This is a genomic window from Brevundimonas sp. FV1ps31S, assembly GCF_058681265.1.
The window spans coordinates 1,132,836-1,155,525 of record NZ_CM178735.1 but is presented as its reverse complement, the minus strand read 5'-3'; the positions used below and the strand labels follow the sequence as shown (position 1 = coordinate 1,155,525).

Genomic DNA, 22,690 nt, shown 5'->3' with positions numbered 1-22,690 from the left:
GTGACCCCGTAAGGCGAAGGAATCCGATCCTTGCACGGATTCTGTGACGACGCGTCGACAGAAGCGGAGGTTTTATCGCCCTCGCCCGCACGGTTTGTTTAGGAGTTTCGGGCAATCTCAGCGCGAAGGGGGCGTCGTGGACCGAATAATCTACTGCATCGCGCATGACCACGATTGGCGAGTGACCCTGTTGGCGGTCCTCGTGTGCCTCGTCGGCATGGGGTCTTCCGCCCGATATATCGGCAGGGCGCGCATAAACAGCGGCGCCCGCCGAAGAAATCTCGCGATCCTGGCGGGATCGATGGCGTCCATGACGATATGGGCGACACATTTCATCGCTATGCAGGGGTACATGGGCGCCGGGGGCCTGAGCTACGATATCGGCATGAGCTTGGGCGCGGCGCTCCTGATCTTCGTGACGACCGGCTTGGCCGTCTTCGCCACCCTGTCCGGCGACAGCGGCGTCCGACGCATTCTCGGCGCCCTGGTGGCCGTCGCCGGAATGGCGGTCATGCACCACATGGGTCTATCTGCGCTTCGCACTCAGGACGGGCTCATCAGCCTGCATCCGGGTCTGGTCGCAGTGTCGATTATCGGCGCCATGGCGATCGCCGGGATCAGCGCCTTCCTGTATCGGCAGGGAGGACTAATCCGGTTGATGTCCGCCAGCATCGGCGCATCGCTCGCCATCCTCTTTCTGCATTTCGTCGGAATGGCCGCGATCACCGTCGCGGCGGCCCCAGTCGCTGCTCCACCGACGGGGTTGTCGTCGGACGCGATGTGGACGGTGAATCTGATCATCGCGCTGATCATCATGGGGATCGGAGCCGCCCAGGTGTGGTCAGCCTATCAGGCGCGGGCTCGCGCCCTGCGTCAGATCCGTCAAGCCGTCGAGGCCATGTCGGACGGTCTGGCCTTCTATGACGTCGACGACCGCCTAGTGTTGTGGAACGCACGCTATGCCGAGGTGAATCCGGAGCTCGCGCCCTTCCTCAAGCGGGGCATGACTTTCCGCGAAGTCCTCCAGATCGGCATAAACGAAGGCCGGTATGACGAGGCTATCGGGCGCGAGGAGGAATGGATCGCGGAACGCCTGCGCGTGCGACGCCAGGCCTCCTCGACCATTGAACAGCAGGTGGGGGGCGACCACTGGCTGCAGATCCAGGAACGTCGAACCCCCGAGGGCGGCACGGTGACGGTGTGCAACGACATAACCGCGCTCAAGCGAAACGCCCGCGCTCTGGGCGAAGCGCGAGATGCGGCGGAGACCGCCAATATCGCCAAGAGCCAGTTTCTGGCGAATATGAGCCACGAGATTCGCACGCCGCTGAACGGCGTGATCGGCCTCTCGCAAGCCCTTTCGAAGACGGAATTGACGGCCGATCAGCGCGAGATGCTGGACCTGATGCAAGCCTCAGGCCGCACGCTCCAGACGCTGCTCAGCGATATTCTGGATCTGGCCCGCGTCGAATCGGGCAAGCTGGAACTGACCGAGGACGCTTTCGAACTGGCGTTGGCCGTGCGTGAGGCGGCGCAGCTTTACGCAGAGAATGCGCGCGAAAAACACCTGGGCTTCTACGTGGATATCGACCTGGAGGACGGGCTCTGGATTCGCGGCGACGTGGTGCGCCTCAAACAGATCCTGACCAATCTGGTCTCCAACGCCGTCAAATTCACCAGCCAGGGCTTCGTCGGACTGACCGTTCAGCGCGGTCCGGAAAAGAACGGCGCTCCGACCCTCCGCTTCACCGTCGAGGATACAGGCATCGGCTTCGACGCCGCGACCCGCGATCGCCTGTTCAGCCGATTCGAACAGGCCGACGGCGCCATCACCCGCAAATTCGGCGGTTCGGGGCTGGGTCTGTCGATCTGCCGCCAACTGGCCGAAATGATGGGCGGCGATCTCGACTGCGAAAGTGAACCCGGCGGTGGTTCGGCCTTTATCCTGACCGTTCCCCTGGTCGCCTGCCAAGCGCCGGCACGACTCGAAGCTTCCGCGAGGTCGGTCGTCAGCAAGCTCGGCCGGAGGACCGTTCGCGTTCTGGTCGCCGACGACCATCCGACCAACCGCCGCGTCATCGAATTAATCCTGGCTCAGACATCGTGCGAGATTTCGATCGCCGAGAACGGAGCCGAGGCGGTCGAGGCGTTCCGCACCCAGGACTTCGACCTCGTGCTGATGGACATGCAGATGCCAGTCATGGACGGACTGACGGCGACGCACGAAATCCGCCTCCATGAAACGGCGATCGGCGGTCCTCGCACGCCTGTGGTCATGTTGACCGCAAACGCCATGCCCGAGCATATCGCCGCCGGACGGGCGGCCGGCGCCGACCACCATCTGGCCAAGCCGTTCAACGCCGCAGAGTTGTTGGCGATCATCGCCGACCCGACCAGCCTGCTGAAAGATGCGGTCGAGGCCGCCTAGCAGCCGGGACTGTCGCTCACCATGGCGGTTGCACATCCGTCATGATGCGTGTAATAGCCCGCGCTCTTGAATTCGAGGGTTCATGACCCCGCCGCGCGGGCCCAGGGTTGGCGCGGTGTTTCCGTTGTTGTTGAGGCGAGCCAGATGGCCGAGATCATTCTGAACGTGGACGTCCGCGATGGCGTCGGCACCGGTGGCGCCCGCGCCACCCGTCGCGCCGGTTTCGTGCCGGGCGTCCTGTACGGCGGCGACAAGGCCCCCGTCGCTGTTTCGGTGAACGAGAAGGACTTCCGCAAGTCCCTCTACACCGGCAAGCTGCTGGGCCACCTGGTCACGCTGAAGTACGGCGATGAAACCCAGCCGGTCATCGCCAAGGACGTGCAGTTCGACCCGGTCTCGGACCGCCCCCTGCACTTTGACCTGATGCGCGTCGACGAGCACGCCCCGGTCAAGATCGAAGTGCCGGTTCACTTCAAGAACGCCGACGAAGCGCCGTTCGCGCGTCAGGGCGGCTCGCTGGAAGTCGTCCGCCACGCGGTCGAAATCCTGGTCAAGGCCGACAGCATTCCGGAAGAACTGGTCGTCGACCTGGCCAAGGCGCAGATGGGCGACACCATCCGCATCTCGGACATCACCCTGCCCAAGGGCGCGGAGCCGACCATCACCGACCGCGACTTCGTGATCGCCACCATCAAGGTCTCGTCCGCCGCCCTGTCGGCTGCTGCTGACGAAGCCGCTGAGGCTCCGGCCGAGAGCACCGAAGGCTAAGCCTTCGTCGCTTCGACAAGATCAAGCCCCGCCCGGTTCGCCGCGGCGGGGCTTTTCTTTGTGCGACGCACACGGCATGAGGACGCCATGATCATCATCGCCGGGCTCGGCAATCCGGGCGCAAAGTACGAGAAGAACCGCCACAACATCGGCTTCATGGCCGCCGATGAGATTGCGCGGCGCTGGCGGTTCGGGCCGGAGCGGGCCAAGTTCCAGTCGATCGTCAGCGAGGGCCAGGTCGATACAGCCAACGGGCCGGTCAAGGTCCTGCTGATGAAGCCCCAGACCTATATGAACGAGAGCGGACGGGCCGTGGGCGAGGCGGCGCGCTTCTACAAGATCAAGCCGTCGGAGATTATTGTCTTCCACGACGAGATCGATCTGGCGCCCGGCCGGTTCCGCATGAAGACGGGCGGCGGCGCTGCGGGCCAGAACGGCGTCCGCTCGCTGATCAGCCATCTGGGCGCCGACTTCCGGCGCGCCCGCATGGGCATAGGTCATCCCGGCGAGAAGGAGATGGTCATGCCCCATGTGCTGGGCGACTTCCACAAGGCGGAACAGCCCTGGCTGGACGCCCTGCTCCAGGCCTGCGCCGACGCCCTGCCCTTCGCCGCCGCAGGCGACGACGAACGCTATCAGGGCGAGGTCATGCGCCTGGCCCCCGCGCCCAAGTTCAGCCCCCGCCAGGCGGCGCGCGGCGAACTGTAGCCTGTACGCCCTCGGCGAAACGCCGTAGAGGCGACGCGTGACCCGTTCCGGCGCCGATCATTGGTCGACATCGAAGTCGCTCGCCTTCTTGGCGGCGGTGTTCGCTCTTGTGCTCGGAACCCTGCTGCCGTTCGGGGCCCTGGCGGCGGCCCAGCCGGGCCAGCCTCTGGTCATCTGTTCCGCCGAAGGGCCGCAGACCATCCAGTCCGGCGGCATGGACGGCCCGGTCAACAAGCATATGGGCGCCAAGTGCGCCGCCTGCGTCGTGCCCCTGGCCGCCGCCCTGCCCACGCCCCCCGCGCCCGAACCTGCGCCGGTCATCCACACGGTCGAGACGGTCGTCTATTCGCCCGCCCGCGTCAGCCCCCCGCCGCCGGCCCGCGCCCCGCCGCGCCCGCCGTCCACCGCACCACCCCACGCCTGAACCAGACCCAAAGCCCGCGCCGGCCCACCGCCCGCGCGTCCTTCTCGTTCTGACTTCAGGATCATCATGTCTCTCAAGACCACCGCGGCGCCTTGCGCCCTGCTGCTTGCCTCATTGGCCAGCCCTGCCTTGGCCCAACAGGCTTCCGAGCCCGCCGTCCTCGACACCGTCATTGTCACCGCCCGGCGCAACGCCGACGACCCCGCCGTCGTCGCCGAGGCGCGCGAACGTCTGTCTCGCACGCCCGGCGCGGTCGCCGTCGTCTCGGCCGAATCCTACGCCGACCGCTATGCGCCCAACCTGGCCGACGTGCTGCGCGACGCGCCGGGCGTCTATGCCCAGAAGAAGTGGGGCGGCGACATCCGCCTGTCGATCCGCGGCTCGGGCATCGGCAACTCCAGCCACAATCGCGGCACCCTGCTGGCCCAGGACGGCGTGCCGTTCAACGAAGCCGACGGCTTCGGCGACTTCCAGCTGATCGACCCGCTGATCGCCCGCTACACCGAGGTCTACAAGGGCGGCAACGCCCTGCGCTTCGGCGGCGCCCTGCTGGGCGGGGCGGTCAATCTGGTCACACCGACCGGCCGTACGGCGACCTCGAACCTGAGCCTGCGTCTGGACGGCGGCTCCTATGGCACGGTGCGCACCCATGCCGAGGTCGCGGGCGTGCGCGGCGACTGGGACGGCTTCGCCGCCGTCACCGGCCAGACTGTTGACGGCTGGCGTCAGCAGAGCGAGGGCAAGTCCCTGCACCTGTCCGCCAATATCGGCCGCAGCTTCGGTCAGGACCGCGAGGTGCGCCTGCTGGTCTCGGGCGGGGACGTCCATCAGGAAATCCCCGGCAGTCTCAGCCTGTCGGACGCCCTGACCAAGCCCCAGACGGCGACGCTGAGCAACGTCACACTGAACTACCAGCGCAATATGCAATCGATCCGAACGACCTTGCAGACGCGCTGGCGGCTAGACGAGTCCACCGTGTTCGAGGGCGCCGTCTATGGGACCTGGAAGGATCTGGACCACCCCATCTTCCAGGTTATCGACCAGGAAAGCCGCAACTATGGCGCCTTCGGCCGGTTCGACTGGCAGGGCCAAGTCTTTGGCATGCGCGCCGACGCCTTCTACGGCGCCTGGTACCGCCAGGGCGATCTGGACGCCAAACAGTGGGCGAACCTCGACGGACAACAGAACGGTCTACGCGCCCGCAGCTTCCAGAACGGCAAGGGGCTGGACGTCTTCGGCGAGGGGCGGCTGTTCGTCACCGACCGCCTGGCCCTGGTCGCCGGGGGAACCTGGGGCCGCGCCGAGCGGGACTATCAAAGCTATGTGGTCCCCGGCGTCGCCGGCACGATCGATCTGACCGTCGATAAGACCTTCGACTGGTTCGCCCCCCGCGCCGGCCTGTTGTGGGAAAGCGAGGAAGGCGATCAGATCTTCGCCAATGTCACCCGCTCGGTCGAGCCGCCCAACTTCTCGGCCCTGTCGCCGACCGCCGCCGGCTATCAGCCCCTGGTCCCGCAGGAAGCCGTGACCTGGGAAGTCGGCACGCGCGGCCGCCGCGGCCCGGTGACCTGGGACGTCACCGCCTATCGCGCCGACCTGGACCATGAGCTGCTGAACTTCGTGATCGACAACGCGCTGGGCATTCCCGCCTCCACCTTCAACGCCGGGCCCACGGTTCACCAGGGGATCGAGGCGGGGCTGGACTGGCGGATCGCGCCGCAATGGCGGCTGCGCCAGACCTACGCCTTCTCCGACTTCCACTTCGACGGAGACAAGGTTTACGGCGACAATAACCTGCCGGTCGTGCCGCCGCACCTGTACCGGGCCGAACTGCGCTATGATCACCCGGCCGGCTGGTTCGTGGCCCCCAGCGTGGAATGGTCGATGGCGGATGCCTGGGTCGACTACGCCAATAAGTTGAAGTCGCCCGCTTATACGGTGGCGAACCTGAACCTGGGATGGGACGTCAGGGACGGCCTGACCGTCTTCGCCGACGTGCGCAACCTGTTCGACGAGGCCTATGTTTCGAACTTCAGCGCCGTAACCGACGCCAGGATCGCCAGCGTATCGACCACCGTCTTCTTCCCCGGCGAAGGCCGCTCGGCCTATGTCGGCGTCAGGATGAGCTACTGATGGCCGGCAAGGTCGCAACCCAGGCGCCGGACGATCTGTCCGGCGCCTACCGGGCCGTCTGGCGCTGGCATTTCTACGCCGGCGTCTTCGTCATGCCCGTGCTGATGCTGCTGGCCCTTACGGGCGGCCTGTATCTGTTCAAGGACGAGATCGACGCCGCGCTCTATCGCGACATGATCCGCGTGCCGGCGGTTCAGTCTCAGGCGTCCCCCGAGACTTGGCTGGCGTCGGCGGCCCAGGCCGCCGGCGGCGGTCGGGTCGCCAATCTGGTCATGCCCGCCCGGGCGAACCAGGCCGTCCGCCTGCGGGTGGATCGGCCCGACGGGGTGCAGAAGACGGTCTTCATCGATCCGCACACCGGCCGCGCGACCGGCGTCATTCCCGCCGGTGGGTTCATGGAACTGGTCAAGAAGACCCACAGCCTGACCCTGCTGGGTCGGCCGTTCAATATCCTGGTCGAGATCGTGGCGGGCTGGACCATCATCCTGTTCGCCACCGGCCTCTATCTGTGGTGGCCGCGCGGACGGGCGGTTGCGACCTTCTCGCCCAAGACGACCGACACTCGACGCCGTCCCTTCTGGCGCGACCTGCACGCCCTGACCGGCGTCTATGTCGGCGGGGTCGTGTTGTTCCTGGCGGTCACCGGCATGCCCTGGTCGGCCTTCTGGGGCGACACGGTCATGGACGTCGTCAAGTCCAGCGGTCTGGGCCGCCCGCCTGCGCCCGTCGCCGGGGCCTGGCAGCGCGCCGAACATCACGATCAGCCGCTCGGCGCGGGCTGGGCCATGGACGGCATGGTCATGGCCCACGACCACGCCGGTCACGGAGCCCTGGACCGGGTGCTGAAGACGGCCGACGGCGCGGGTCTCGCCCGGCCCTACGCCGTCTCCATTCCCGCCGCCTCGGGCACGGCCTATACGATCACGACCCAGGCCCGCCGGGTCCAGGACAGCCGGTCGCTGTATGTGGACGCCGCCTCGGGCCGCCTGCTGGCCGACCTCGACTACGACCGGTTCGGCGCCGGCGCCAAGGCCATCGAATGGGGCATCTACACCCACCAGGGGACCCAGTACGGACAGGTCAACCGGATCGTCATGCTGCTGGGCTGTATCGGCGTCTGGCTGCTGGCGATCAGCGGCCTGGTCATGTGGTGGAAGCGCCACCCGCCGAACCTGTCGCGCGGGCGTCTCGGCGCCCCGCCCGCACCGCCGGGACCACGCGTCCGGACCGCCGTCCTGGGCATCGTCCTGCCCCTCGCCCTCCTCTATCCCCTGACGGGGCTGAGCCTGGTCGTCGCCGTATTGCTCGATCGAGCCGTGCGGCCGATGATCCGGCGACGCCCCGCCGTTTCCTGAAAGAGAACCGACGCCATGAAAACCCACCTGTCCCTCGCTTTGACCGCAGTCGCCCTGACCCTGACAGCCTGTAATGCGCCGGCGGATAAGCCGGTCCCTGCCCCTGAGGCGGTCGCCGCCGTGACCGCCTCTGACGCCTGGTGCCGCCCGTCGCCGAACGGGGCCAAGGCAGGCGGCTGCTACGTCACCCTGACCGCCACCACCGACGACCGGCTGACCGGCGGCGCCACGCCGCGCGCCGGAGAGCTTCAGGTCCATGAGATGAAAACCGAGAACGGCATGATGAAGATGGGCCAGCTGACCGAGGGCCTGCCGCTTCCCGCCGGTCAGTCGGTCGCCCTGGCGCCCGGCGGCAATCACCTGATGCTGATCGGCCTGACCGCTCCCCTGGTGGCCGGCGAGACTGTGCCCATCACCCTGAAATTCGCCTCGGCGCCTGAGGTGACGGTGCAGGCGGCGGTGCGTCAGCCGGCCATGGCGGGCATGGATCACGGCGCGCACTGACGCCTTTTGAAGCGCGAGCCTGACAAACGGGATCGAACCCGCTAAAGGCTCGCGCTCACGAGGAATACCATGGCTCTTAAAGTCGCGATCGTCGGCCTGCCCAATGTCGGCAAGTCCACCCTGTTCAACGCCCTGACCAAGACGGCGGCGGCCCAGGCGGCCAACTATCCGTTCTGCACCATCGAGCCGAACACCGGCGACGTGGCCGTGCCCGAGGCGCGTCTGAACGCCCTGGCCGAGATCGCCGGGTCGAAGGAGATCATCCCCGCCCGCATCACCTTCGTCGATGTCGCCGGCCTGGTGCGCGGCGCGTCCAAGGGCGAAGGCCTGGGCAACCAGTTCCTGGCCAATATCCGCGACTGCGACGCCGTGGCCTTCGTCGCCCGCTGCTTCGTCGATGACGACATCACCCACGTCGAGAACCGCATCGATCCGATCGCCGATCTGGAGATCATCGAGACCGAGCTGATGCTGGCCGACATGGAAAGCCTGGAGCGCCGCCGGCCCCAGTTGGAGAAGCGCGCCAAGGGCGGCGACAAGGACTCCGGCCTGACGCTGAAACTGGTCGACCTGGCCCTGGCCCAGCTGAACGCCGGCAAGCCTGCCCGCACCGCCGAAGTGTCCAAGGAAGACGCCAAGGCCTGGCACATGCTGCAACTGCTGACCGCCCTGCCCGCCCTCTATGTCTCCAACGTCGAGGAAGGCTCGGCCGACAAGGGCAATGAGCTGTCGGACAAGGTCGCCGCCCGCGCCGCCACCGACAACGCCAACTCGGTCGTCATCTCCGCGCAGATCGAGTCCGAGATCGCCGTCCTGGACGACGAGGAGCAGAAGGAGTTCCTCGAGACCCTGGGTCTGGAAGAACCCGGCCTGAACCGCCTGATCCGCGAAGCCTACAAGCTGCTGGGGCTTCAGACCTATTTCACGGTCGGCCCCAAGGAGGCCCGCGCCTGGACCATCAATGTCGGCGACACCGCGCCCCAGGCGGCCGGCGTCATCCACACCGACTTCGAAAAGGGTTTCATCCGCGCCGAAACCATCGCCTTCGACGATTTCGTCGCCCTGCGCGGCGAGGCCAAGGCGCGCGAGGCGGGCAAGCTGCGCGCGGAAGGCAAGACCTATGTCGTCAAGGACGGCGACGTGATGAACTTCCTGTTCAACTAGGTTTCGAAGCGGGGGCCTCTGACCCCTTCTTCATCATGCTTTCCAGCGGATTGGCGGGATCCGGCGCGCGGGGCGAGCCGGGGCAGCGCGCCAGCTTCACCGTCTTCATGCCCCGGTCGATGTAGGTCAGGTTCATCACGTCGCCCGTGGCGGCCATATGCACCCGCTCGCTCTTGGCCTGCCCCCCCTGTGCGGCGCAGGCCAAGGTCGCCAGATAGCCCGAACCGGTCTCGTCGATGCGAGCGATGTCGCAGGCGACGCCAGGGGCTTCGTACCGCATCGGCGTCAGTGTGATGGGCGCCCGCTCGCCTTGAGGATTGGCGCACCAGACGGGATTGGCGGCCCAGATTCCCACAAAACTGCGCGGGCCGCGACCGGCCAGAGACGACGGCCCCGGCGCCTCCACCTGCTGCATCGCCTCGGGCGTCCTGAGCGGCTGCGCCGGCTCGTCCGGGGGATTGACCCTGTTGTCTCCACAGGCGGTCAGCAGGGCGATGGCCGCAACCATCGGGAACGACGCATATTTCATCGGCCTACAACACCGCGCCAAAGCTAAGGTTCACACCCCAAGTTCATTGCGGTTGATTCTGATAATCGTTCGCAGTAATACCCCCGCCTGTCATCAAGCGGGGCCATTATGCGCAACCTACTCCTCCTCTCCACCGCCGCAGCCGCCTTCGGTTCGGTCCTGATCGCCCCGTCCGCATGGGCCGAAACGCCCGATACGCCGGCGACCGACGTCGATCCGGTCATCGTCATCGGCACGCGGTCCCAACGCCTGGCCTCGCGCACCCCCGCCACGGTCAGCGTCATCAACGCCGACCAGATCGAGGCCCTGCTGGCCACCGACATCAAGGACCTGATCCGGTTCGAACCCGGCGTCAGCGTGCCGACCTCGCCCGCCCGCTTCAGCCTGGCGCTGTCAGGCGGCGGTCGCGACGGCAATTCGGGCTTCACCATTCGCGGCATGGGCGGCGACCGCGTGCTGATCATCAACGACGGCGTGCGCCTGCCCAGCGGCTTCAGCTTCGGCGCCCAGGCCGTGGGGCGCGGCGATTACAACGACCTGGACATGGTCAAGTCGGTCGAGATCCTGCGCGGCCCCGCCTCGGCCCTGTATGGTTCGGACGGCGTCGCCGGCGCTGTGGCCTTCACCACCAAGGACCCGTCCGATTTCCTGAAGGTCAGCCAGGATTTCGGCGCACGGGCGCGGGCGGCCTATAATTCGGCGGACGAAGGCTGGACCGAGAGCCTGGCCTTCGCGGGCCGCACGGGGTCGGTTTCGGGCCTGCTCGCCTACACCCGCCGCGATCACCAGGAGACGGAGAACCAGGGCGAGGTCGGGGGCGTCGGTTCAGCCCGGACCCAGCCCAACCCGCAGGACTTCACCTCCAACGCCATCCTGGCCAAGCTGGTCTGGGACGTGGCGCCCGGCCATTCGCTGCGCCTGACCTATGACCATCTCGATTCCGAAATGGACGGCGACGCCCTGACCGCCCGATCGGCGACGGTTCTGGGCGTCACCGCCCATGACGAAACCCAGCGCGACAGCCTCAAGGGCGAGTGGCGCTTCCAGGACTTCGCCGGCTTCGAAAGCGGTTCCGTCAGCGCCTACTGGCAGGATGCGACCACCCGCCAATATACCTATGAAGACCGTACCCCGGCCGTGGACCGGGTTCGCGACACCACCTTCGACAACACCGTCTACGGCCTGGCCGCCCAGGGCGCGCGCGTCTTCGGCGCGGGCGAGGCGGTGGAACACCGTGTCACGGTCGGCGGCGACTGGTCGATGACCACGCAGGAAGGCGTCCGCGATGGCGTCACCCCGCCTGTTGGCGAAACCTTCCCGACCCGCGCCTTCCCCAAGACCGACTACCAGTTGGCGGGCTTGTTCATTCAGGACGAGATCGAACTGCTGGGGGGCGCGCTCAGCATCATCCCCGCCGTGCGTTACGACTGGTACGACCTGTCGCCGGAAGTCGACGCCCTGTTCCCGGCGTCCGCCACGGGCCAGTCGGAAGACCATATCTCGCCCAAGCTGGGCGTCGTCTGGTGGGCCGACCGTCGCTTCGGCCTGTTCGCCAACTACGCCGAGGGCTTCCGCGCGCCGTCGCCGATGCAGGTGAACAACTATTTCGAAAATCCCGTCTACGGCTACACCTCGATCCCCAACCCGGACCTGGAGCCGGAGACCAGCGACAGTATCGAAGGCGGCCTGCGGTTCCGCGACATCGCGGCCTTCGGGGGTGAACTGCGGCTCCAGACCACGGCCTTCAGCACCCACTACGACAACTTCATCGAACAGGTGGTGGTGTCGGGCACGGGCGTGCCGGGCGTGGATCCGCTGATCTATCAGTACGTCAACCTGACCAATGTCGACATCTGGGGGCTGGAAGCCCGGGCCGACATCGCCTGGAACAACGGCGTCAGCCTGATCGTCTCCACCGCCTTTGCGGACGGCGAGCAGGAAACGGACGGCGAGAAGACCCAACTCAGCAGCGTCGATCCGATCAAGCTGGTCGGCGGACTGAACTATGCTGCGCCTTCGGGCGTCTGGGGCGGTTCGGCTGTCGTGACCTGGTCGGACAAGAAGGACGCCGCCACCTATGAACTCTCGTGCGGATCGGCCTGCTACACCGGCGACAGCTTCACCCTGCTCGATGTGACCGCCTATTGGAACGTCACCGAGCGCGCCACACTGCGGGCCGGCGCCTTCAACGTTCTTGACGAGAAATACGGCTGGTGGAGCGACGTGCGCGGCCTGTCCGCCGCCTCGTCCATCAAGGACGCCTACACCCAGCCGGGCCGCAACTTCGGCCTGTCCCTGACCCTGCGTCTGTAAGCGATCATGCAAGCCTCCGACATCAAGAGCCCCCGCCCCATGCGCGCCATCCTGATCGCCGCCGCCCTGCTGACCGCCGGGGCGCCCGCCGCCCAGGCGCTGGAAACCGGAGTTGTCGCCCCGGCTGCGGCTTCCACCCCCGCCAGCGCCTTCGAACGGGATCGCCAGTCGATCCTGGTGCAGGCTGGCCAGTACCGCGTCCATTTCGACATGCGCGAGAACGTCGGCTTCCAAGCCGATTACGATCCGCTGGAAGAGAAGCTGTCGGGCGGCAGCGAGATCGTCCGCGTCGTCTATGATCAGGGCGACAAGATCAGCCTGCAGCACATCCTGGTCATGGAGCATGAGGGCCAGGTCATGGTCATCAAACACTGGCGTCAGGACTGGGTCTATCAGCCCCAGACGGTGCTGACCTACGCCGGGCCGAACCAGTGGGTGCTGACGCCGGTTCCGGCCGATCAACGCGACGGCGCCTGGTCCCAAACCGTATGGCAAACAGACGACTCGCCCCGGTACGGCGGCGTCGGCCGCTGGACCTATGAGAACGGCCTGTCGGCCTGGACGTCCAACCCGACCTGGCGGCCGCTGGCGCGGCGCGATGCGGTGAGAAATCCCGTCTATGACCGTTATCTGGGGACCAACCGCCACATCCTGACACCGAACGGCTGGGTCCATATCCAGGACAACATCAAGATGTCCGGCCAGACCGACGGCGAGCCGGTCGCTGTCGTTCAGGAGGATGTGATCAACACCTACGATCGTTCGACCAGCTATTCACCCCAGGCCGGCGACGATTATTGGGCGAAGACACAGGGATTCTGGGCCGCCGTGCGCGACGCCTGGGACGCGGCCATCGTCGCCGGAAACGGGGTCCATCTGCAACAGCAGGCCGAAACCGGCGCTGTCACCGGGGCGCCGCTGATGGACCTGGCCCAGTCCCTGGCCGACGGCGAAACCACAGAGGCGGACGCGGTCGCCAAGGCCCGCGTCCTGATCGCCCAGGCGACATCCGCGCGCTGACCCCGCAGCTGCGGATGATCGACGGCGGCCCGGGCTCCCCTCCGGGCCGCCGTTTCGTGTCTAACGCCGCTGATCGGCGGTGGCGTCGCGGATGGCGTTGAACTCGGCGGTCGGCTTCCAGGCGGGCCAGGTCTCGCTGTTCGCGACCGTCAGGCCCAGCCGGTACAGCAGATCCAGGTTCTGCAGCGCCGCCGTGAAGTCGTAGTCGGCCCGCCATTCGTCGGTCAGCTTGTGGTAATAGCGCGCCATCTGACCCTCGTAATAGGCCGTGCCGGCCTCAAGGCCGCCCTCGACGAAGTCACGCCCCGTCCAGGGCATCAGGGCCGGCGTCCCGCCTGCCGCAAAGTTGAAATGATCGGACCGGTAGTAGAAGCCCTCCTGCGGATAGCCTTCGCCTGTGACTGTCCGGCCCTGAACCCGGGCGAACCGGCCCAGAATATCCTCCAGCTCCGACTTGCCGACGCCGAACACGGCCACGTCCCGCGTCGCGGGGGTGAAGGGCAGCATGTCGATATTGATGTCGGCCGCCGTCCTGGCCAGCGGATAGACGGGATCGGCAGCATAGGCCTCGGATCCCAGAAGACCTTGCTCCTCGGCCGTGACGTGCAGGAAGATCACCGTCCGCTCGGGCGCCGGACCGGCTTTGAAGGCACGCGCCATCTCGATCAGACCCGCCGTGCCGGACGCGTTGTCCCAGGCGCCGTTATAGATGTCGTCGCCGTCGGCGTTCGGCTCCCTGGCCTTGCCGATATGATCCCAGTGCGCGGAATAGACGACATATTCATCGGGCCGCGCGGCGCCGGGGATCTTGGCGAGCAGATTGTTGGAATGAATGACATCGGTCGTTTCGGCGATGTCCAGCGTCAGTCGGGCGCCCAGGTCCAGCGCCCCGCCCAGAGCTGCGGCCTTCGCCCGCGCCACGGCGTCGTCCAGGTCTGCGCCGCCTATCGCTGTCGCGGCCGCCGCGTTGATCGATCCGTCGAACCGGACATCCTGCGCGCCCTTTACGGCCATCCGCGGTCGCTCGGCTCCGCCCACGGCCCGGCGCCAGCGACCGGCGTCATCCTGAAGAGTGATCACGCCCTCGGCCCCGCGCTTCAACGCCTCCTGCGTCTTGTGCGTCGTTGAGCCATAGAAGTTGGGATCCGCCCCCATGGCCTCGGGTTGCCCCCGCAGGATCACCACCACCCTGCCCGTCAGATCCCCGTCGCCGTAGTCGTCCCAGCCCCGTTCTGGCGCGACGATCCCATAGCCGGCGAAGACCAGAGGCGCGCCCTCGATCCTCACCGTCGGATCGGCCGGCCCGGCCCGCAGGGTGATGTCCTGTCCCGAAATCAACGGATGGCTGACGCCGTCGGCGCCGACCCAGGCGGCCGTCGGCGCGCGTTCGGGCGTGAACCGCACCAGATCGACCGGCTGCAGCCAGGACCCGTCCCGACCGCCGGGCTCCAGCCCCATCGCCTCATACTGGGCCTGGAGGTAGGCCAGGGTCAGCCGCTCGCCGACCAGGCCGGGGAAGCGCCCCTCCAGCTCGTCGGAGGCCAGGTATTTGATGTGGTCGGACAGCCGCTCGGGGCTGAACCGGGGATCCGCCGCCGACGCGGTGACGAAGGGGTCGGCGGCCAGGCTCGCGGTGCTGACCGGCGCGATGGCGCAGGCGGAAACCACCAGCGCCGCCAAGGCGACGACCGGCGAACGACGAAGAAGCATGACTGAAGCTCGATACCAGGGGCGGATGGAAAAGGCCGGGACCGGGTCCCGGCCCGGCGCTGGACGACGCCTCAACGACGCTCGGACGCAGTCGTGGCGCGGACCGGACCGAATTCGGACCCCGTCTTCCATTGCGGCCAGTCACGACCGTTCGCCAAGCCCCTGCCCACGTCGTAGAAGACCGCCAGATCCTCGATCATCCCGCTATAGTCCCAGTCCGCAGACCATTCGTCCGCCGCCTGGTGATAGCGTTTGGCGCCGTATTCGGCGCGCGACGCTTCGCGCTGGGCGATCGGTTCATCACGGAAATCGCCTCGGCTGGCGGCATAGGCCATGGGCACGCCGCGCTTGGCCAGGGGGAAGTGGTCGGACCGATAATAGGTGCCCGCCGCATTGTCGTAATCCGGAACCAGGGTGCGCCCCTGCGACTGGATCGCCGCAGCCAGACGCTCGTCGAAATCGGACTGGCCATAGCCGGTGACACCCAGGCCGGTGACCCGGCCGTAGACGTTCATCGAATCCATGTTGAAGCCGCCGACCGTCTTGGCCAGGGGATAGACCGGATTGACGGCGTAGTATTCCGATCCCAGCAGACCGCTTTCCTCGCCGGTGAAGCTGATCATCACCACCGACCGCTCGGTGCGTGGCGCCTGGCCATAGGCGCGGGCCAGGGCGAGAAGGCCGGCCGTGCCTGAGGCGTTGTCGACGGCGCCGTTGAAGATGCGGTCGCCCGTCGCGTCCGGCTCGCCCATGCCGATATGGTCCCAATGGGCGGTGTACAGCACGGTTTCATCCGGATGGGTCGCGCCCGGCAGGCGGGCGATGACATTGTGGCTGGTGACCTGGTTGGTCGCCACGTCGAACTCGGTGGAGAAGGCGGCGCCCGGCAGGGGCACGGGCTGGAAGTCGCGGCTGCGCGCCTGGACCTTCAGGGCGTCGAAATCCAGGCCGGCGCGGCGGAACAGGTCCACGGCTACGTCGCGCTGGATCCAGCCCTCCATCGCCACGCGTTCCTCGGCGGCGTTGGGGCGCAGTATGTCGAACTGCGGCACGCCCCAGGAGTTGGCCACCGTCGCCCAGCCGTACGAGGCCGGCACCGTCTCATGCACGATCAGGACGCCCGCCGCGCCATGCTTGGCCGCCTCTTCGTACTTGTAGGTCCAGCGGCCGTAATAGGTCATGGCCTTGCCGCCGAAGGTGTTCAGCGCCGGCTCCTCGAAATCGGCGTCATTGACCAGGACGACCAGGATCTTGCCGCGCAGGTCCTGACCCTTGAAGTCGTTCCAGTTCCGCTCGGGCGCGTTGATGCCATAGCCGACGAAGACCAGGGGCGCGTCCTTCAGGCTGACGTGTTCGGCCGGGCGCCGGGTCGAGATGGCCACCTGCCGGCCCTGGGTCATCGGCAGGCTCCAGTCGCCCAGTTTCAGCGAGGCCTGGACGTTCGACTGGACGAACCGGTTCAGGATCACATCCTGGGTCCATTGGCCGTTCGGACCGCCCGGCTGGAAGCCGGCGGCGGCGTACTGGTCGCTCAGATAGCGGACCACCTTGTCTTCCGCCGGGGTCGCGATGCCACGGCCTTCATAGGCGTCGCTCGACAGAACACGGATGTCCTCGGAAATCTGCGCGGCGTCGAAGGCAGGCGCCGTCTGAACCATTTCAAGGCCGGACGCGGCGGCGCAGGCGGACAGGGCGGCGCCGGCCAGCAGCACGGCGGCGAAGGAAGTGGCAATACGCATGAACAAAGGCCCCACAGCCGGAAACAGGAGCCTGACCCTAGGCGGCGAAATCCATCGTGTCGATTCCGTGTCCTGCGACATTTGCCGCACAGCAAAAAGCCCGCCGAGGCGACGCTCGGCGGGCTCTATGCGGCTGAGGATCAGATGAGGCCTAGTGGGCGACGCCTTTCCATATCCGACGATAGCTGGCGTAGGTCAGCCCCGCGAAGATCAGCAGGAAGATGATCACCCCGAAGCCGGCCTGTTTGCGCTCGACCATCTTCGGCTCGGACGTCCAGGCGATGAACGCGGCCACATCCTTGGCGTACTGGTCAACCGTCTGGGGCGAACCGTCGTCATAGGTGACCTGGCCATTCTGCAAGGGCGGCGGCATGGCGATGAAGCCGCCCTCCGGCACATGGTGGGGATCGCCCGTCCAGAAGGGCGTCAGATCGCCGGCCATATAGGGGTTGTAGTGCTGGCCGTCGCGGATCTGCAGGCCCGCAGGCGCCGCGCGATACCCCGACAGCAGCGAATAGATGTAGTTGGCGCCGTCGTGACGGGCCTTGGCCATCACCGACAGGTCGGGCGGCGCCGCTCCGCCATTGCCCGCCGCCGCCGCCGTGGCGTTCGGATAGGGGCTGCGGAACTTGTCGGCCGGCGTCGCGTCGCGCTGGATCGCTTCGCCGGTCTCGCTATCGATATCCGGCACCTGCACCTCGGCGGCCAGGGCCTTCACCACCGGATTGTCGTTCGGGTTCGGGTATTTCGGATTCCAGAACGGCCCGTGGCGGTCGCCCAGATTGCGATAGTGCATCAGGTTCATGCCGTGACAGGCGGCGCAGACCTCCTGGTAGACCTTGTAGCCGCGCTGCAGCTGGCCCTGGTCATAGACGCCGAACGGCCCTTCGAAACTGAACCCGCCCGAGCGCGGATGAGCCGCTCCGCCAGCCGCCAGGGCCGGAGCCGCCGCCAGAAGACCGACGGCCACGGCGGTCGAGGCGATGATTCTGGACATCGAAACTTTGATTTTTCCGATCATCATGGCCCTCACCCCTTCTTCTCAGGCGAGGCCGGAGCGAGCGCCGGCATCGCGTCCGCGCCGGTCAGGACCGGCTCGGAAATGGTCGCCGGGATCGGCAAGGGCGTTTCCTTCAGGCCGACGAACGGCATGATGAACACGAAGAAGACGAAGTAGTAGACCGTGAACAGCCGCGTCAGCCAAAGGTAGGAGTTGATGTTGCCATCTCCCAAATTGAAGCCCGCGAACCCCGGAATGACCGGGGCGTCCGGCAGCTGACCGCCGCACCAGCCCAGACCCACGCCCACCACCAGGAAGATGAAGAAGAAGGTCCGCATAGTCGGGCGATAGCGCATCGACCGCACCTTGGACGTATCCAGCCAGGGCAGGATGAACAGCACGCCGATGGCGCTGAACATGGCCACCACGCCGCCGAACTTGTCCGGGATGGCGCGCAGGATGGCGTAGAAGGGCAGCATGTACCACTCGGGCACGATGTGCGCCGGGGTCTGCAGCGGGTTGGCCGGGATATAGTTGTCGGCGTGGCCCAGGGCGTTCGGCTGATAGAAGACGAAGATCGCGAACAGCAGCAGGAACAGGATGATCGCGAACCCGTCCTTCAGCGTGAAATAGGGGTGGAAGGGCAGCATGTCCTTCTTCGAGCGATCGGCGGGGATCAGGATGCCGACCGGATTGTTCTGACCCGCCGAGTGTAGCGCCCACAGGTGCAGGACGACGCAGCCCAATATGGCGAAGGGCAGCAGATAGTGCAGCGAGAAGAAGCGGTTCAGCGTCGCATTGTCGATCGCCGGTCCGCCGCGCAGCCAGATCAGGATCGGCTCGCCGATCACCGGAATGGCCCCGATCAGATTGGTGATCACCTCGGCGCCCCAGAAGGACATCTGGCCCCAGGGCAGGACGTAACCCAGGAAGGCGGTGGCGATCATCAGGAAGAAGATCACGCAGCCGATGATCCAGATCATCTCGCGCGGCGCCTTGTACGAGCCGTAGTACAGGCCCCGCAGCATGTGCAGATAGACGGCGATGAAGAACATCGACGCGCCGTTGGCGTGGACATAACGGATCAGCCAGCCGCCGTTGACGTCACGCATGATCCGCTCGACCGAGGCGAAGGCCATGTCGACGTGCGGCGTATAGTGCATGGCCAGAACGATGCCGGTGACGATCTGCGTCATCAGGCACAGCGCCAGGATGCCGCCGAAGGTCCACCAGTAGTTCAGGTTTCTGGGTGTCGGCAGCGACATATAGTCTGCGCCGAAGCGGATGATCGGCAGCCGGGTGTCCAGCCACTTCTCGACGCCCGTTTTCGGGACGTAGGTGGATTCGTGTTCGCTCATGTCCTCCCCTTCGCCCTCAACCGATTCTTACGCGGGTGTCGGACGTATATTCGTAGTCCGGCACGATCAGGTTCAGGGGCGCCGGCCCCTTTCTGATCCGCCCGGACGCATCATAGTGCGAACCGTGGCAGGGGCAGAACCAGCCGCCGTAGTCGCCGGCGCCGAAGGTCGGGACACAGCCCAAGTGGGTGCACGAACCGACCACTACCAGATATTGCTCATGGCCCGGTTTGGTCCGCTCGGCGTCAGTCTGCGGCTGTTTCAGGTCCGGCGCATGGTCGTCGGCGATGACGCGCTGCAGTTCGGCCGGGGTGCGGTACCGCACGAACACCGGCTTGCCCTGCCATTTAATGACGACCTGCTGGCCTTCCTGAACCTTGGTCAGGTCGAACTCGATCGACGCCAGCGCCAGGGTGTCGGCGGCGGGGTTCATCTGGTTGATCAGCGGCCAGACGGCCATGACCCCGGCCCCCGCAGCGGCGGCCCCGGCCGCAATATGGATGAAGTCGCGGCGATTCGGATCGCCCTCGCCTTCCGGAAGCACACCCGTTTCGGCCACGTCTCACCTCTCGAACACCGCCGGGAACACCTCTATTGGCGTTCCTCTGGTACGGCACGAACCCTAAAAACGACGCCCAGCATTCCCCTCGGCCTGTATTTGCGGTCTTGAACCGCAAGTCGCTGACGTTTCTTGCGAAACGCTCGCAAACAGGCCGCGACAAACCCCCAGGTCGCGTATACCTAGGGCTTAGAATGCGTCTCGCCCTTTTTCAACCTGACATTCCTCAGAACGTCGGCGCCTGCATACGGCTGTCGGCCTGTTTCGGCGTGGAACTGCACGTCGTGGAGCCTACGGGCTTTCGTTTTGACGACCGCGCCATGAAACGGGCCGCGCTCGATTACGGCCCCCTGTCCCATATGCGCCGCCATACCGATTGGGACGCGTTTCAGCGCAACCGCGCTGCGGGACGGCTGATTCTGTTCACCACGCGCGGAGCCACGCCCCTGCCCGACTTCGCCTTCCAGCCTGACGACACGCTGCTGTTCGGCAAGGAAACGTCCGGCGCTCCGGACTATGTCCACGCCGCCGCGGACGCCCGCGTGGTGATTCCGCTGCGCCCCGAAGCGCGTTCGCTGAACCTGTCGGTGACCGCAGGCATCGCCCTGTGGGAGGGACTGCGGCAAACCGGCGACGTCGGCTAGAGGGCGACTATCCGCTCGATCCCTATGGCGTCCAGAAAATCGGCGTCATGGCTGACAACGATCAGGGCGCCGTCATAGGCCCGCAGCGCGTTTTCCACGGCGACGAGCGAGTCGAGATCCAGGTGATTGGTCGGCTCGTCCAGAATCAGCAGTTGCGGCGGCTTCGCGCCCGTCATGACGCAGGCCAGGGCCGCCCGCAGACGTTCGCCGCCCGACAGCGCGCCTACCTTGCGATGCGCCGCCGTATTTCGGAACAGGAACCGCGCCAGCGCCGCTTGGGCGTCGTTGACCGACCCCTCGGGATTGAGCCGCCGCCAAGCCTCGACCAGGGTTTCATCCGGTTTCAGGATCGCGGCGTCCTGGTCCAGCAGCACCGCCCGCACCGGCCGTTCAACTCGCCCCGTCGTCGGCTCGAGCGCGCCGGACATCAGTCGCAGCAGGGTCGTCTTGCCGGCGCCGTTCGGCCCCGTGATCCCAACCCGATCCGGCCCTGTCAGCCGCAGACTGACCGGCCCAACGACGATTCGCCCCTCCGGCGTCTCCCAGGCCGCATCCTCCAGCACCAGCACGGTGCGTCCTGACGCCAGTCCGCTCGACGGCATGGGAATCGACAGGGCGCGGGCGTGTTCCACCCGCTCGCGCGCCGACGCCAGGGCCGCCTCCGCCTCTGCAGCTTGCCGCGCCGCCAGCAGCCGGTCGCCGGCGCCGCTGTTCTCGGCCCGCTCCGCCCTCGCGCCGATCAGGATTTTCGGCATGTCGCCCTTGGCGCCCTTGCGCCGTCCGGCTGCGTCGCGCTTCGCCTTCATCTCCGTGCGGCGCTGGGCCTCCGCCCCCACGCGGGCGACCGTCCGTTCCGCACTCGCCAGATCACGCTCCGCAGCCGCCCTCTCAGTCGCCTTGCGCTCGGCGTAGAGGTCGTAGTTTCCGCCGTGGACGCTCACGCCCAGGCTGGAGACCTCGACGATCCGGTCCATGCGCCGCAGCAGATCGCGGTCATGGCTCACCACCACGGCCCCACCGTCCCAGCGGCTCAGCACCTCCGCGATCAGTCGCCGCGCCTCGACATCCAGATGATTGGTCGGCTCGTCCAGCAGGATCAGGTCCGGCCGCGCCAGCAACAGGCCAGCGAGCCGCAGCCGGGTGTGTTCTCCGCCGCTCAGGCTGATCGTCACCCGGTCCATGACCAGGTCCCCCAGCCCGACCTCGGCCAGGACCTCGGCAATCCGCACCTCGAGCGTCCAGTCGGCGTTCGCGAGATCTTCTGCGTCGCCCTCGCCGGCCAGCGCCCGCTCGATCACCGCCAGGGCTTCGCCGACGCCCAGAGTTTGGGCGACCGTCTCGTCCGGCGCAGGATCATGGCGCTGATCCAGCACGCCAATCGTCCCGACGCGCGTCACCACGCCCTCGGCCGGCGACAGGTCGCCCGAGATCAAGCGCAACAGGGTGCTCTTGCCCGCGCCGTTGCGACCGACGACGCCGGTGCGCTCAGGCCCGAACGTCAGGCTCAGATTGTCGAAAAGCGTAACGCCGACGGGCGTCCTAGCGGCGACCTTGTCGAGGGTCGCGAGCGCGGACAGGGACGCGCTTCGGCTTTGGCTGGTTGGCATGAAGGATCACGAGCAGCATGGCGGACAGGGCGGAACCGGTTGCCAGTGCGATGATCATGATCTTCGAGCCTCCTGCTCAAAACTCGTCAGAGACAGGAGGATGGGTCGTATTTGCGCAATGCGCAAGCCCGTGTCGTCCCTGAGGCGAACACGGCCGCGTGAAATCCCCGGGGCCGGGGCGGACCGTCGGTCCAGTGGCGATCTGCTCTCCAGACCGCTAGGACGACTCCATGGAAAGCCGTTTCCGCATCGAAGACCCCGCCGGCGCCGCCGCGCGCCGCGAAGCCGCCGTCCAGCGCCTGCGCGACGAGACCGGCATAGACGAGGCGATGATCGACGCCCTGGTCGAGACCTTCTACACTCGCGTCCGCGACGACCGTCTGATCGGCCCAATCTTCGCCGACCGCATCACGGACTGGGGCCCTCATCTGGCGCAGATGAAGCTGTTCTGGTCGTCCGTCGCCCTGTCGACCGGGGTCTATCAGGGGCGACCTATGCCGAAACACCTGCCCCTGCCGATCGACGCCCGCCATTTCGATCGCTGGCTGGAGGTTTTCGTCGAGACGGCCGGCGACCTGTGCCCGCCCGTCGCCGCCGCCCACTTCATCGAACGCGCCCGCCGCATCGCCGAAAGCCTGGAACTGGGCGTCGCGACCGCTAGCGGGGTGATGCTGGCCAAGGGCGAACGGTTCGTCCGGCCGACGCAGGCGTGGACCCCGGACTAGCT

At 66.8% G+C, this 22,690-nt stretch carries 19 protein-coding genes; 12 read left to right on the top strand and 7 right to left on the bottom strand.

Translation table 11 applies throughout. The features are described from left to right. The first annotated feature begins 43 nt into the window (after positions 1-43). The 8 genes from ACVPT3_RS05305 (at position 44) to ychF (ending at position 9,484) form a co-directional block, all read left to right on the top strand. Positions 44-2,428: an ATP-binding protein gene (locus ACVPT3_RS05305; protein WP_492043152.1), complete on the top strand. Its 2,385-nt coding sequence runs from the start codon at positions 44-46 to the stop codon at positions 2,426-2,428. A 144-nt stretch (positions 2,429-2,572) separates the two neighbouring features. Next, a complete protein-coding gene (locus tag ACVPT3_RS05300) occupies positions 2,573-3,196 on the top strand; it encodes a 50S ribosomal protein L25/general stress protein Ctc (protein ID WP_492043151.1) in 624 nt (207 codons plus the stop codon). A gap of 87 nt (positions 3,197-3,283) precedes the next feature. Then, a complete protein-coding gene (gene pth, locus ACVPT3_RS05295; protein ID WP_492043150.1) occupies positions 3,284-3,904 on the top strand; it encodes an aminoacyl-tRNA hydrolase in 621 nt (206 codons plus the stop codon). A gap of 37 nt (positions 3,905-3,941) precedes the next feature. Further along, positions 3,942-4,328, top strand: a complete 387-nt coding sequence (locus ACVPT3_RS05290; protein WP_492043149.1) for a DUF2946 family protein — start codon at positions 3,942-3,944, stop codon at positions 4,326-4,328. A gap of 66 nt (positions 4,329-4,394) precedes the next feature. Next, positions 4,395-6,461 (top strand): TonB-dependent receptor family protein, encoded by a 2,067-nt coding sequence (locus tag ACVPT3_RS05285; RefSeq protein WP_492043148.1) that lies wholly within the window; start codon positions 4,395-4,397, stop codon positions 6,459-6,461. Further along, positions 6,461-7,816 (top strand): PepSY-associated TM helix domain-containing protein, encoded by a 1,356-nt coding sequence (locus ACVPT3_RS05280; RefSeq protein ID WP_492043147.1) that lies wholly within the window; start codon positions 6,461-6,463, stop codon positions 7,814-7,816. Before ACVPT3_RS05285 ends, ACVPT3_RS05280 begins: the two co-directional genes overlap by 1 nt. A gap of 15 nt (positions 7,817-7,831) precedes the next feature. After that, positions 7,832-8,320 (top strand): copper chaperone PCu(A)C, encoded by a 489-nt coding sequence (locus tag ACVPT3_RS05275; protein WP_492043146.1) that lies wholly within the window; start codon positions 7,832-7,834, stop codon positions 8,318-8,320. Positions 8,321-8,389: 69 nt separating this feature from the next. Then, a complete protein-coding gene (ychF, locus tag ACVPT3_RS05270) occupies positions 8,390-9,484 on the top strand; it encodes a redox-regulated ATPase YchF (protein ID WP_183195761.1) in 1,095 nt (364 codons plus the stop codon). Here the strand turns inward: ychF and ACVPT3_RS05265 are convergent. Then, entirely contained in the window at positions 9,477-10,013 is a 537-nt protein-coding gene (locus ACVPT3_RS05265) for a hypothetical protein (protein WP_492043145.1), read from the bottom strand. The genes ychF and ACVPT3_RS05265 overlap by 8 nt on opposite strands. A 108-nt stretch (positions 10,014-10,121) precedes the next feature. Between ACVPT3_RS05265 and ACVPT3_RS05260 the strand changes: the two genes are divergently transcribed. Together ACVPT3_RS05260 and ACVPT3_RS05255 are read left to right on the top strand one after the other, a co-directional pair. Continuing rightward, positions 10,122-12,326: a TonB-dependent hemoglobin/transferrin/lactoferrin family receptor gene (locus ACVPT3_RS05260; protein WP_492043144.1), complete on the top strand. Its 2,205-nt coding sequence runs from the start codon at positions 10,122-10,124 to the stop codon at positions 12,324-12,326. 6 nt (positions 12,327-12,332) lie between these two features. After that, the gene (locus ACVPT3_RS05255; protein ID WP_492043143.1) at positions 12,333-13,346 is read left to right on the top strand and encodes a DUF6607 family protein; all 1,014 of its coding nucleotides are present in this window, start codon (positions 12,333-12,335) and stop codon (positions 13,344-13,346) included. 60 nt (positions 13,347-13,406) lie between these two features. Here ACVPT3_RS05255 and ACVPT3_RS05250 read toward each other — a convergent pair whose 3' ends face one another. The 5 genes from ACVPT3_RS05250 to petA form a co-directional block, all read right to left on the bottom strand. Beyond that, positions 13,407-15,056 carry a M28 family peptidase gene (locus tag ACVPT3_RS05250; protein WP_492043142.1) on the bottom strand — a complete coding sequence of 550 codons (1,650 nt, stop codon included), beginning with the start codon at positions 15,054-15,056 and terminating at the stop codon, positions 13,407-13,409. A gap of 71 nt (positions 15,057-15,127) precedes the next feature. Next, on the bottom strand, positions 15,128-16,795 hold the full coding sequence (locus ACVPT3_RS05245) for a M28 family metallopeptidase (protein ID WP_492043141.1): 1,668 nt from the start codon (positions 16,793-16,795) through the stop codon (positions 15,128-15,130). Between the two features lie 151 nt (positions 16,796-16,946). Next, positions 16,947-17,792 carry a cytochrome c1 gene (locus ACVPT3_RS05240; protein ID WP_492043140.1) on the bottom strand — a complete coding sequence of 282 codons (846 nt, stop codon included), beginning with the start codon at positions 17,790-17,792 and terminating at the stop codon, positions 16,947-16,949. 32 nt (positions 17,793-17,824) lie between these two features. Then, entirely contained in the window at positions 17,825-19,153 is a 1,329-nt protein-coding gene (locus ACVPT3_RS05235; protein WP_492043139.1) for a cytochrome b, read from the bottom strand. Positions 19,154-19,169: 16 nt separating this feature from the next. After that, entirely contained in the window at positions 19,170-19,712 is a 543-nt protein-coding gene (gene petA / locus ACVPT3_RS05230) for a ubiquinol-cytochrome c reductase iron-sulfur subunit (RefSeq protein ID WP_492043138.1), read from the bottom strand. A gap of 194 nt (positions 19,713-19,906) precedes the next feature. Here petA and ACVPT3_RS05225 point away from each other — a divergent pair, with 194 nt between their 5' ends. Beyond that, positions 19,907-20,356, top strand: coding sequence for a tRNA (cytidine(34)-2'-O)-methyltransferase (locus tag ACVPT3_RS05225; protein WP_492043137.1), 450 nt, complete (start codon positions 19,907-19,909; stop codon positions 20,354-20,356). Here ACVPT3_RS05225 and ACVPT3_RS05220 read toward each other — a convergent pair. Then, complete coding sequence (locus tag ACVPT3_RS05220; protein ID WP_492043136.1) at positions 20,353-21,963, bottom strand: ABC-F family ATP-binding cassette domain-containing protein; 1,611 nt, start codon at positions 21,961-21,963, stop codon at positions 20,353-20,355. The two genes, ACVPT3_RS05225 and ACVPT3_RS05220, sit on opposite strands and share 4 nt — an antisense overlap. Positions 21,964-22,193: 230 nt before the next feature. Here ACVPT3_RS05220 and ACVPT3_RS05215 point away from each other — a divergent pair, with 230 nt between their 5' ends. Beyond that, positions 22,194-22,688, top strand: a complete 495-nt coding sequence (locus tag ACVPT3_RS05215; RefSeq protein ID WP_492043135.1) for a group III truncated hemoglobin — start codon at positions 22,194-22,196, stop codon at positions 22,686-22,688. The last annotated feature ends 2 nt before the right edge of the window (positions 22,689-22,690 follow it).